Genomic DNA, 12,590 nt, shown 5'->3' with positions numbered 1-12,590 from the left:
AATGTATGAGTGTTCAAGGCTTTTCATGCCAGTAACTTTGCTGGGCTGGCCAAACTGTAAATTGCTTAGCATTATGGAACTTATTAAATATATTCAGTCATTTTTCATTTGGACAAGCATAGGATGGTTGTAAAGATTTCTCTTGAGGTGATAAAATGTCTACTTTACAAACCAAGCTGGCTAAATGGGTGGAAGATGTTAATATGGAAGATGGTAATACTCTTCAATTGTTTGAGAAAATAACTGATACGATGTTTTTTATCATCAAATGGGGTGGAATTCCGTTTTTTATATATTTACTAATTGAAATGGCAAAATGATAAACTATACATGGCTTTTTCCATCATTACCTGCTAAATTTTCTAATTTTCTTAAGATCACGCGCATTACCTGGTAATATTCTGGGTCATGAAATAATTCATATAAAATTCGATAATCATTAAAGATATCTAAAAGGTTGTCAATTAATTCCTTCTTTTCTTTTTTCTTTGCCATTTCTTCAAGTTCAGCTTTTCTCACCATATTTTGCAAACTCGAATTTGTAAATGTTTTTTCCTGTTTATTGACTAAGTATAGAAGGCCTAGCTTTTGTATAAACGTATCAGCACTTTCGGCATCTGCAACAAGAGTTAGTTCTTCTTCACCTGCTTCAAGCCATTCTCCATCGCTGATTCTTGACAGCTCATAAATCACATCCTCCCAGGCATCCTCTTTGTATCGCCAAATTTCAGTCCGAAAGCCCACCACCTTAAATAATTCAGCCCCATAGCCGCTTACCTGAACTAAATCCCCGATAAAAAACTTATACTCTATATCAATATGTTCCTGCTCCATCACTGTCCCATCAAATTCCGAAAGCAATTCAAGCGCTGATTCCATATACAATCCCTGACTCTTGTTCACCTCATAAACATAATTTCCTTCCAGCCACTTTACATCAGTTATTTTTCCAACGGTGCCATAAATCGTAATGACGACTGTATCACCGATTTTGTACTTTGGTTTTTTTCGCCCTGTCATTTCCTCCCATCCCCTCAAATGATAACCGTTATTTTAATTACAATAGTATATGCGAGGGGGAACTTAAACGCGCTTTCTCCTTGCTAAAATGAAAAATTCGCCTCAAAATTTAAGGCGAATCAATTGAATTCAGATATTATTTTCTGACATAGTATATAATTGCCATGCTTCATCAAATATAGACATTGACTGTAAATAATGACCATTTAATTCAAGATAGGATGTTATTTCGTAATAATCATCAGAGTATTTCGGAAAGCTGTGATCCATAAAAGCATCATTGGCAAAATGACTAATAGAGTCCTTCGGCTGGGGATGTCTGTATTTCATTAAAAAATGATAGAAAGATTTCCTCATAAAATAAACGCCTTCTTTTCAATTAGCTATCTTTTTATATACTATAATTGATTAGGCCGTCCTCGTCCAGAAAAGAAAAACAGCCCGTTCTTCAGGCTGCTTTTGTTTATGAATCAAAATCAAAATAGTTTCTTTTCAATAACCTTGGAAGCTGCATTAATTCCTTGAAAGAAATTACTTTTCCAATTTGTTTGCAATCAACTAAAAATAATTGGTTTTCTATTTCTTTTACAACCTCCTCACTTTGGTAAATCATAGAGCAATCTGAACAGTTAAAGGTTGGAGTTTCAGTTATTTCGATTGCCCGGGTCCCATCCGGAAGCTCCCAAAATACCGAGCCAGGAACGTTTTTTACGTTTAAACTACCACACCATTCGCATGTAAAAGTCAAAGTTCCCACCTCTATTCCGTTGTTTTCTTTGCTGCTGTATCATGTTGACTTTCCTTTTGTATTAAAGCCTGATATTTCTTCTCTTTTAACTCATCCCTTTTACTCCGTTTGTCCTTTAAGGTTCGATGCTCAGGATTTTGATGGTATGCACTCCTGCGGTTCAGCCTCGATAAGCCATCCGGAACAAGGTTAAAATGTTCATCATTCATAATTCCTGCTATCCCATTAAGGGATTTCTTCTCCTCCATGTCCGGATAAATTTCTTTAAAATAATCCTCCGCCCTTCCTGGCACATAGTTTTCCGGCTCAGGGTAAGAGGTGATGACTCCTTCAAAATTCCGGAGGATTACTTTTTCGGGGCTTTGTGAAATCAGGTAATTCGGCTGCAGAGCAATCTTTCCTCCTCCGCCAGGACTATCTACTACGAAGGTTGGCACAGCATATCCGCTCGTATGGCCCCGCAGGCCTTCAATAATTTCAAGTCCTTTAGAGACTGGGGCACGGAAATGGCCGATACCTTCAGATAAATCACATTGGTAAATATAATATGGTCGAACACGAATTTTCACTAAGTCGTGCATGAGTTTTTTCATAATTGGGACACTGTCGTTAATACCCGCCAGAATGACAGACTGGTTTCCAACCGGCACCCCTGCATTTGCCAGCATCTCACAGGCTCGCTTCGAATCTTCTGTAATCTCAATGGATGTATTAAAATGAGTATTCAGCCAAATTGGATGATACTTCTTCAAGATATTACAAAGATTTTCGGTAATTCTTTGCGGGAATACAACGGGTGCTCTGGTGCCTATACGAATAATTTCAACATGGTCAATTTCACGTAAATTCTTTAATATATATTCTAAAATATTATCGTTGATAAGAAGTCCATCACCGCCGGAAATTAATACATCCCTTACCATTGGTGTTTGGCGAATATACGAAATGGCCTCATCCAGCTGCTTTTTCGGAACCCCCATACCGATTTGTCCTGAAAAACGCCTTCTTGTACAGTACCGGCAATACATTGAACACTGATTGGTGACCAGAAATAACACCCGGTCCGGATATCTGTGCGTCAATCCTGGTACTGGTGAATCTTCATCTTCGTATAACGGATCTTCCAAATCATATTTTGTTTTATTAATTTCTTTTGAAATAGGCACTGACTGCATGCGAATCGGGCAGCGATGGTCATTAGGATTCATTAGAGAAGCATAATATGGGGTGATATTCAAAGGGATGGTTTTTGTTGAAATTCTGACACCCTCTTCTTCATCTGGAGTAAGATTGATGACTTTTTTCAAGTCTTCTAAAGTTCGAATCGTATTGGTTAACTGCCACAGCCAATCATTCCATTGTTCTTCCGTCACATCTTTCCACAGTTCTATATCTTTCCAATGCCTTTTTGGCTTATATAAAAATTGTTTCATACTATCAGTTCCTCCAATCTTTCTTACTTACTAAATAATGCAAGAATTGTGCCAACTGTTTAATCCAGTACTTGAACGTTGATTTACTCTCCAAACATACCGCTATCAGCCCTAAATCAACATAGTTACTAACTTTTTAACAGGTATTCTTCAATACAAAAATGAAAAGGTGCCGAAAATTCAGCACCTTAAATAGAAAATTTTTTGAGTTTATATTGTAATGTCTGTCTAGGAACCTCCAAAAGCTTTGCCGCCTGATTAATATTCCCATTTGCTTGTTCCATTGCTTTTCCAATAAGCGTTTTTTCCAGTTCATCAACATTCTTTCTAAGCGACAGACTATCGAGCTTTTGTTTCAATTTCCGCATGGGAGATGCCTGCTGTTTTAACATAACAGGCAGATCATTGAAACCTAGCTTCTCTTCCTCACAGATATTCATCATATATTCAATTGTATGCTTTAATTCACGAACATTTCCGGGCCAATAATAATCCATAAAGAATAATTCTAATTTGTCCTCCATTCCTTGAATGTTTTTGCGCAGCTGGTTATTGAAAAATCCCATAAAATAATTAGTCAAATACCGGATATCTTCTTTCCGCTCCCTTAGTGGAATGAGGGAAAACGTAAATACATTAAGACGATAATATAAATCAGATCTTAGTTTTTGCTCTTCCAGTGCTTTTCTTGGATGCATGTTTACCGCTGCAATGACACGGACATTCACAATAATATTCTCGGATCCACCTACCCTTCGTATGATGCCGTCTTCCAGAACACGAAGCAGTTTTGCCTGTAACTCAATCGGCATTGCATGTAATTCATCCAAAAAAAGGGTCCCCCCATCAGCAAGTTCAAATAATCCTTTTCGTTCCACTGCACCAGTATAACTCCCTTTTGATGTTCCAAATAATATACTTTCCAACAATGTTTCAGGAATAGCAGCGCAGTTCTGAGCAATAAATGGCCCGTCCGCCCTAAGTGATTCGTGATGAATTCCTTGAACAAATAATTCCTTTCCTGTACCTGACTCTCCATACACTAGTATAGGAGAATCAGATTTTGCCAGTTTTCTTGCTTCTTCCTTCATTTTCAAAAAAGGAGGACTCACCGTTAATAAATCATTTAATGTATAATTAATTTGCCTTGCCGTTCTTTTTCTGGTGCTTTTTTTGAAACCCTTTTGAAGATCTAATAAACGTTCGGCAAGCATTTTCATGCGAGAATAATCTTTGGCGATTTCAACAGCGCCAATAATTTCATTCTCAACAAAAATAGGCAGTGTTGTATTCATGGTGTCAATTCTCGTCCCATGCACGTTTACATACACTTGTGTTTGGTTATAGATTGGTTTACCTGTTTTAACCACCTTTAACAAAGTACTGGATTCTTCCGTTAGTGATGGAAATGCTGCAATTAGATGTTTCCCTAATACCTCTTTAACTTCCATTCCATCATGCTTGGCCGCCACCTCATTATAAAAAATCGTCCTTCCTTCTGTATTTACCACGTGAATCCCTTCATCAATACTTTTTAGGATGGCCGCTAATACCTCTTGAGTCAGTACGGTAAGTTGGCCCAAGCTATCACCCTCTTTACTTTGATGAGGCGCCGAAAAATTGGCAGTAAGAGCCGGAATTTTAGCAATTTGCCAGATTCTTTACCCACATATTCATATTTTCAAGTTTGTCATAAATATAGACATTATTCATTAATCTGCCGCGGTACTTGTAGCCAAGCTGATAAAGGGCACCATTCATGCCAAATGACAGGGATCTTGCAATCGAATAGGTACAAAATATACCATTTCGGATGAGTTCTTGTTCCAGCTCCTGCAATAATAATTTCATCAAGCCATACTTTCGATGTGTTGACAGTGTTGCACAATCTGTTAATTCAGCATTTTTGTAAAACGAATTTATTTCTGCCGAAGCAGCACTGACAATTTCCCCTTCAAAAAAGAAGGCATAATAGATCGTCCCATCCTCCATCGTCTTTCTCACATATTCTGGATCATTTAACGGTGTCGGGTAAATTTGAAAAACCTGCTTGTAAAGAGCGGATAACTTTTCAGCATCATTTGGTTCCGCTTTTTTTAATTCATATTCCTTGGGAGTATGATTTCTTTGGTCATTTGGGGATAATTGATAAACACTTTGAATAATCCGGTCCTCTGTCATCCAATGGTCATTTTTTTTGCGTTCTGACGTAAAAAATTTCGAGAAAAACCAAGCATCGTTGCCGAGAAAATACCCGTCCACCATAACTTCAGGCTGGAATCCCTGCTCATAAAAAGATATCGTATCCTCGAAGCGCCCTTTAATAATCAGCTTTTCTATCTGCTGTTCGTGTACTAATTCCTCAGCCTTTTGTAATACGTAACGAATATTACCGCGATAGTCATCTACACGGATTCTTTTATTAAAAAGATCATGGCAAACCTTCATAAAATACTTATGTTCCTGCAGACAAGTTACAACCGGCAGTTGGATCATCTATTTCTCCCCTTTCATTTTTATCATAAGTCCTTCTTAAAAAAATGTCTGGCCAGGAAATAAGCCAGACATACTTCAAGAAGCGCATCCGTAAAATTTATCCGTTTACTGTTTTTCCAAGGTCCTTCCGATTCTGCAAAATTATTACTCTGAACCACTCCCGCACCATCTTAAAATAGTCAGTGCAATGATTTCGCTTGCGGAAAATAGATCCTCAAGAACAATATACTCATCAGCATCATGTGCCGCTTCTGTTACTCCCGGACCAAATACCACAGTGGGTGTATGGCCAACATTTGATAATATTCCACCGTCTGTTCCCCATGGACTCGCTTCGATAACAGGTTCTTTTCCCTTAATTTCTATAAAACTATTTACAAGGTCATTCATCAATGGATGATCGTTTTGCAAACTTCCTGGCAGCCATCTAGCTCCAAACCATTCAATTTTAATAGGATTATCCTTCAGCCATGCATCCTGTTCATTTAGTTCCTGAATGCAGGATTCCATTTCAAGCTGTGCTTCTTCCATGTTTTCATCAGGTGCTACACCCATTCTTCCTTCAATTACAGCCACATCAGGGACGGATGATGGCCATTCGCCGCTTGAAATTTTTCCTATATTAATAGGTATCGGAATTGGGATGCTTTTGTAAAGCGGATCAGTAATTTTGTTGTTTCTTGTTTTCTCTAGTTGTTGTAACTTCTTAACTGCTAAAACTGCTTTTTCAATAGCACTTACACCCTCATAACGAGTTCCTCCATGTGCTGCCTTTCCTGGTATGGTTATTCTAAACCACATAGATCCTTGTTGCTTTGGAAAAATTTTCATATTGGTCGGTTCTGGAATGATTGCTCCATCTGCCCGGTAGCCTCTCAAAACTGCTGCCAGACTGCCAGCTCCTCCGCTCTCCTCTTCTATCACACTTTGGAAAATTATGTCGCCTTTCAGCTCAATTCCACTTGCAATGATTGATTCCATCGCCAGTATTAGGGCGGCATTCCCCCCCTTCATATCGGTTGCACCCCTGCCATATAGTTTGCCGTCTTCGATATGGCCGCCAAAAGGGTCATGTTTCCAACTTGCTTCATCCCCAACTGGAACTACATCAATATGACCGTTCAAAATAATCGATTTGCCGCCCCCTGTTCCCTTTAACACAGCAACTAGGTTTGGATTTCCTTCAAAGTTCTCACGGTCACAGAAAAATGCTGGATGGTTTTTTAACTCATCTCCGCCCATTTCCCAAATATCGAGCTTTAACCCAAGCTGACGGCACTTTTCAATAATTACAGCTTGAGTGCTGCTTTCGTTTCCTCTCGTACTATTTTCTTGAACCATTTTTTTTAACAGTTTAATTCCCTTTTCACGATTCGCCTTTAGCCATGACCTGATTTTGATTTCTTCGTCCTTCAATAATCCCACTCCTTTATAGTGGTTAATAGGTTATTCTTCGTAACTCATCACTGACTAGGAAATCGCAGCCTGTATATTTCATTACTTTATTCATATCATAGGGAGGAAAAAGTTCAGTCAGCACCAATCCCTGGCTGGTTACCTCAAAAACCCCAAGTTCTGTAATAATCAGATTAACGCATCTGCTTGACGTTAATGGCAATGTACATTCTTTTACAATCTTTGCATTTCCGTGCTTATCACAATGATTCATCAGAACAATAACTTTTTTTGCCTTTTGTGCCAGCTCCATGGCACCACCCATCCCAGGCACCTTTTTACCAGGAACAATCCAATTTGCCAAGTCCCCTTTTTCACTAACCTCCAGTGACCCAAGAATTGTTATATCCACCCTGCCTTTACGGATCATTGCGAAAGCTGCAGCACTGTCACAATAGGACCCTCCCGTGTTTAAAGTGACAGGAAGTCCGCCGGCATTACAGAGATATTCATCTTCTTCTCCTTTAATTGGGCTAGGGCCCATCCCGGTAATACCATTTTCCGCATGGAACATTACGGTTATATTTTTGGGTAAGTGGTTTGGAACCAGCGATGGCATTCCAATCCCTAAATTGACTACCATACCGTGATTAATTTCTTCAGCGGCACGCCTGGCCAATTTATTCCGAATCTCTATTCCCATGCCCATTTCCAATTCACCCCTTTAGATGGAATGACATAATCGACAAAGACGCCGGGGGTAACAATTTCTTCAGGATCCAGACTGCCGAGTGGAACGATTTCCTCTGCCTCTGCAATGGTAATATTTCCTGCCATCGCCACCAGAGGATTAGTATTACGAGCACTTTTGTCATAAATCAAATTGCCATATTCATCCGCCTTTTTTGCATATACGATGGATACTTCTGCTGTTAACGCTGTTTCTACAAGATATTCCTTCCCATTAAGCTGAATAATGTTTTTGCCTTTCTTCACAATTTCATTATCAATCCCAATATCAGATAAGACCCCCGGAAGACCAACCCCACCTGCTCGAATTCTTTCGGCTAAAATCCCCTGAGGTGAAAATTCCACCTCAAGCCTTCCCTCATGCATCATTTGGCCGGCAAAAGGGTTGGAGCCAATATGGGACGCAATAACCTTTGCTGCTCTTTCCTGACTGACCAGCTGGCCTATTCCAATATGTGGAAATCCGGTATCATTACCGATTAATGTTAAATTCTTTATTCCTTTTTCAAGGATGCCGTTAATGATTGTCGGCGGAGACCCAACCCCGCCGAAGCCGCCAAACATAAGAGTCATTCCATCATGAAAAAATTTAAGGACATTTTCTAACGTCGTCATCTTTTCAAATCTATTTTTCATTAGGTAACACCAGCCATACCAGATTCATTCGTTCTAAATGTTTTAAACGTTTCATCTAATAGGGTTATCAATTCATCTATCTCTTTAGCTGTAATAGTCAGCGGCGGGGAGATAATAATGGAATCTCCATTCACCCCATCAATACCAGAACCTGCAGGATAGACGATTAATCCTTTTTCTTTCGCCAGATTCACTATTTTTTGTGTGATGAAAGCATTGCGTGGAAATGGGGTCTTTGTTTGACGGTCCGAAACAAATTCAATTCCAAGCATTAGTCCTTTACCTCGGATATTGCCAATAAATGAATATTGCTCTTGTAAGCTTTCTAGCTTTAATTTTAAATAATCTCCTTTAGATCTTACCTGACTCATAATTTTGTTACTTTCAATATATTGAAGAACAGCTAAAGCAATGGCACATGACTGCGGATTTGCGCTTAATGTATGCCCGCTCATAACCTGTTTTGAACCTGCCAAAATCGGCTCCATGACCTTTTCAGAGGCAACAGCAGCAGCAATAGGTGCATAACCAGCACCTAAGCCTTTTCCTAATGCGGCTATATCAGGAATAATTCCCCATTGTTCGCAAGCAAGCATAAACCCTGTACGCCCAGAACCAGTCATGACCTCATCGGCGATGAATAAGATATCATTTGACTCGCAAATTTGTTTAATAATTTTAAAATAATCCTCTGGTGGTGCAATTGCGCCGCCTGCCGCTCCAATCACTGGTTCAGCGATAAAAGCAGCAATATTCTCTGCCCCATATCTTAGAATGGCAGTTTCAAGTTCATGTGCACAGGGATATTGACACGAGGGTGCTTTAAGGTTATAGGGACAACGGTAACAATAAGGGGGATTGATGACCGGAAACTCCTCCAAAAGAGATACAAAACGGGCCCTTCTGCTTGTATGCCCGGACATAGAAAGTGCTCCCATTGTAATTCCATGATAACTTACCCATCTGGACAGCACTTTTGTCTTTGTATGAATTCCCCTTTCCTGCCAATATTGAATAGCTATTTTCATCGCTGTCTCAGTAGCTTCAGAACCGCTGTTAACAAAAAAACTCCAATTAAGGTCTCCAGGCATCATTTCTGCAAGTTTCAAAGCCAAATCTTCAGCTGCTTCACTAGTAAATTGGGAACGATAAACAAACGAGACCTTTCTTGCCTGCTCATCCATGGCATTAATAATTTCTTTTACACCGTGGCCAATATTGGCTGTTACCGCGCCTGAAGCTGCATCCAAATATTTTTTGCCATTAATATCAAATAAATAAATGCCTTTTCCGTAATCAATGACCGGATATTCCTCATCCAAAATGGGCTTAATTAAAAAAGAACGTTTCACAAGATTTCACTTCCTTTTGCAAGGATAAGTATAAATTTTGCACCTTAAGATACGGCTCTAAAACCAGTGTAATTTAAAAAAAATGAACCTTATCAAAATTATATGATTCAATTTATTGTTTCTTTCATCTGCCCAAAGAAAAAAACAGGCACAAGATGCCTGTTACTCACCAAGAAATTTTGTATTATTAGTCAATCTTTTACTTTTTCCTATGTTATTATAAAATAACACTTAGAATATATGAGGAATGAAATAAATATGGGTACAATTAAAAAAATTCAAAATAAGTCAAAGGAATTATCAACATTTCAACTAATTGTGATTTTTTATCTTTCAGCATTGGTAATTTCCACCTTATTACTAAAAATTCCTTTCCTTCTAAAGCCAAATACCGAGCTTAGTTTTATTAATGCCTTATTTACAGCTGCAAGTGCCGTCAGTGTCACCGGGTTGACTGTAATCTCGATTAAAGATACTTTCAATAATTTTGGGATTTTTCTGCTCTGCTTACTTTTACAGTTAGGCGGCCTTGGGGTCATGTCTTTAAGCACTTTTCTTTGGGTAATGATTGGAAAAAAGGTTGGATTAAAAGAAAGACAGCTCATCATGATTGATCAGAATCAATCCAATCTTGCCGGATTAGTCATGCTGGCAAAACGGATTTTTGTTATTTTTATTACGATTGAAATTGTCGGGGGAATTACTTTAGGCCTATGTTTTCTGGATGATTACGATCGCGGTATTACTGCGTTTAAACACGGATTTTTTGCCGCTATAAGTGCTGCAACAAACGCCGGATTTGATATAACCGGAAATTCGCTGATTCCTTTTCAGAATGACTACTTCGTTCAATTTGTGATTATGTTATTAATTATCTTTGGAGCAATAGGATTTCCAGTTATTGTCGAAGTGTATGAATTTATTTTTACATATAAAGATAAGAAAAAATTTCATTTTACCTTGTTTACAAAGCTGACCACCTTTACCTTTATTATCATTACTTTGTTAGGGGCTGTCTTTATTTATCTATTGGATATTCATCACTTTTTTGCTCATAAAAGCTGGTATGATTCCATTTATTATTCATTGTTTCATTCAATTACATCCAAAAGCGCTGGACTTGCAACAACAGATCTCAATGAATTCACTCCTAGTAATCAGCTTTTTATGTCTCTTTTAATGTTTATTGGCGGATCTCCAAGCAGTGCCAGTGGTGGAATACGGACCACAACATTTGCGATTGTCATTTTAGCGATTGTTTTTTATGCACAAGGAAAGAGTTCCATTAAAATATTTAAAAGAGAATTGAAGCAGGACGATGTAATTAAATCATTTATAGTTTTGAGTACAGGGGCTTTTTTATGTTTAGCATCCATTTTAATCCTTTCCATTACCGAGCAAGGATCTGTCATCGAGGTTATTTTTGAAGTGTCTTCAGCCTTCGGTACGAACGGATTGTCATTAGGCTTGACACCGCATTTAACTTGGTTTGGAAAGATTTTAATTATCATTCTTATGTTTATTGGAAGGGTGGGCATTGTTACCTGCCTTCTAATGCTGAGGGGAAAAGGCAGTAAAGAAAAAATTCATTACCCGAAGGAAAAAGTTATTATTGGATAGGTGCCGCATAAAACGGCCTGTTTTACACAGCAAAACGGCTGACTCTCAAATGAGTCAGCCTCTGATTTTTCATCTTTAATAAGCCCAGCTTGCACCAATGATAATCAACAGAATAAATAATACAACGATTAACGCAAAACCGCCAAATCCGAATCCAAAGCCGCCGCCATAACCACAGCCTCCAGCTGCCGGATACCCATAACCGCAGCATCCGTCCATTCCATAACCATATCCGCCAAGTCCATACATTAGCATTCACTCCTCTAAAGATTGTGTCTTTTCTCTGTTACTTTATGTAGTAGGTGCTTGACCTGAATGTGCATCCGCCTATATTATTTATAGGACATTATAAAAATTGGGTGAATGAAATGAAAACAATTTTAAAAAGCTTTATTAATGGTATTCTAACAATAGTCCCCATCCTTTTAGTTGTTTATGTTATTTATAAAACTTTTTTATTTTTGGATGGTATACTGGGAAATTCATTAAGACCTTACTTAAGAGGTGATTATATCCCAGGGATTGGATTACTTACGACCATTATTTTAATCACTATTTTAGGATGGATGTCGACGAAGTATTTTACGGGGAAAATCATTAAACTTATTGACTACCTGCTTGAAAAAATACCTGTTGTCAAAACCATTTATTCCGTTATTAAAGACACCATCCAGTCATTCTTAGGTGAAAAGAAATCCTTTTCCAAGGTTGCTCTTGTTATGATTCCTGGAACTGAAATGCGCAGTATTGGATTTATTACTTCTGAAGAATTAGACGGCTTTTACAGCCCGTTAAAAGACCATGTTGCTGTCTATATTCCACAAACCTTTCAAGTCGCAGGCGTCACTTTTTTGGTCCCTAAAGGGCAGGTGGAAATTATCGATGTAAAACCGGAGGATGCTATGAAATTCGTCTTATCAGGAGGGATGACGTCTTCTTCAAATCAAAAAGGAGAAAGCTCGCAATCATGACCACCCGTCCAACGGGTGGTTTGAACAACGGCTATAAGCCTAATTACCGGCCAGCGTCTAAAGGCGCTGGCTTTCATTTAATTCAAGCCTCTATTGCCTTTGCCGCTTTTGCCACCCCTTAAAGGGTATTGGTATTACTTGCTACCCTTTGAAAGGGTCTGTATATTCT

At 38.5% G+C, this 12,590-nt stretch carries 14 protein-coding genes; 3 read left to right on the top strand and 11 right to left on the bottom strand.

What is annotated here, in order from left to right:
- Positions 1–155 precede the first annotated feature (155 nt).
- A complete protein-coding gene (locus M3183_RS12125; RefSeq protein WP_251469944.1) occupies positions 156–320 on the top strand; it encodes a hypothetical protein in 165 nt (54 codons plus the stop codon).
- A 4-nt stretch (positions 321–324) separates the two neighbouring features.
- On the opposite strand, the gene M3183_RS12120 is transcribed toward M3183_RS12125, so the two are convergent.
- From M3183_RS12120 to M3183_RS12075, 10 genes are all read right to left on the bottom strand, one after another.
- The gene (locus tag M3183_RS12120) at positions 325–1,020 is read right to left on the bottom strand and encodes a hypothetical protein (RefSeq protein WP_251469942.1); all 696 of its coding nucleotides are present in this window, start codon (positions 1,018–1,020) and stop codon (positions 325–327) included.
- A gap of 129 nt (positions 1,021–1,149) precedes the next feature.
- Complete coding sequence (locus tag M3183_RS12115; protein WP_251469938.1) at positions 1,150–1,377, bottom strand: YozE family protein; 228 nt, start codon at positions 1,375–1,377, stop codon at positions 1,150–1,152.
- 106 nt (positions 1,378–1,483) lie between these two features.
- Entirely contained in the window at positions 1,484–1,768 is a 285-nt protein-coding gene (locus M3183_RS12110) for a YokU family protein (protein WP_251469935.1), read from the bottom strand.
- Positions 1,769–1,779: 11 nt separating this feature from the next.
- Entirely contained in the window at positions 1,780–3,201 is a 1,422-nt protein-coding gene (gene kamA, locus M3183_RS12105; RefSeq protein WP_251469933.1) for a lysine 2,3-aminomutase, read from the bottom strand.
- 188 nt (positions 3,202–3,389) lie between these two features.
- Positions 3,390–4,784 (bottom strand): sigma-54 interaction domain-containing protein, encoded by a 1,395-nt coding sequence (locus M3183_RS12100; protein ID WP_251469932.1) that lies wholly within the window; start codon positions 4,782–4,784, stop codon positions 3,390–3,392.
- A gap of 58 nt (positions 4,785–4,842) precedes the next feature.
- Positions 4,843–5,697, bottom strand: coding sequence for a putative beta-lysine N-acetyltransferase (gene ablB, locus M3183_RS12095; RefSeq protein WP_251469930.1), 855 nt, complete (start codon positions 5,695–5,697; stop codon positions 4,843–4,845).
- Between the two features lie 144 nt (positions 5,698–5,841).
- Positions 5,842–7,113, bottom strand: a complete 1,272-nt coding sequence (locus M3183_RS12090) for a peptidase (protein WP_251469928.1) — start codon at positions 7,111–7,113, stop codon at positions 5,842–5,844.
- 22 nt (positions 7,114–7,135) lie between these two features.
- Complete coding sequence (locus M3183_RS12085; RefSeq protein WP_251469926.1) at positions 7,136–7,801, bottom strand: 3-oxoacid CoA-transferase subunit B; 666 nt, start codon at positions 7,799–7,801, stop codon at positions 7,136–7,138.
- Positions 7,786–8,478 (bottom strand): CoA transferase subunit A, encoded by a 693-nt coding sequence (locus M3183_RS12080; RefSeq protein ID WP_251469923.1) that lies wholly within the window; start codon positions 8,476–8,478, stop codon positions 7,786–7,788. Before M3183_RS12080 ends, M3183_RS12085 begins: the two co-directional genes overlap by 16 nt.
- Entirely contained in the window at positions 8,478–9,830 is a 1,353-nt protein-coding gene (locus tag M3183_RS12075; protein ID WP_251469921.1) for an aspartate aminotransferase family protein, read from the bottom strand. Before M3183_RS12075 ends, M3183_RS12080 begins: the two co-directional genes overlap by 1 nt.
- A 258-nt stretch (positions 9,831–10,088) precedes the next feature.
- Between M3183_RS12075 and M3183_RS12070 the strand changes: the two genes are divergently transcribed.
- Positions 10,089–11,450 carry a TrkH family potassium uptake protein gene (locus M3183_RS12070; RefSeq protein WP_251469919.1) on the top strand — a complete coding sequence of 454 codons (1,362 nt, stop codon included), beginning with the start codon at positions 10,089–10,091 and terminating at the stop codon, positions 11,448–11,450.
- Positions 11,451–11,525: 75 nt separating this feature from the next.
- Here M3183_RS12070 and M3183_RS27445 read toward each other — a convergent pair whose 3' ends face one another.
- Positions 11,526–11,699, bottom strand: a complete 174-nt coding sequence (locus M3183_RS27445) for a YjcZ family sporulation protein (RefSeq protein ID WP_396953719.1) — start codon at positions 11,697–11,699, stop codon at positions 11,526–11,528.
- A 119-nt stretch (positions 11,700–11,818) separates the two neighbouring features.
- On the opposite strand from M3183_RS27445, the gene M3183_RS12060 reads away from it, so the two are divergent.
- A complete protein-coding gene (locus tag M3183_RS12060) occupies positions 11,819–12,421 on the top strand; it encodes a DUF502 domain-containing protein (RefSeq protein WP_251469918.1) in 603 nt (200 codons plus the stop codon).
- Positions 12,422–12,590: the final 169 nt, after the last annotated feature.

It is taken from the genome of Neobacillus mesonae (assembly GCF_023715155.1).
GTDB classification, from domain to species: Bacteria; Bacillota; Bacilli; order Bacillales; family Cytobacillaceae; genus Neobacillus; species Neobacillus mesonae_A.
This window is presented reverse-complemented; position numbering and strand designations above follow the sequence as displayed.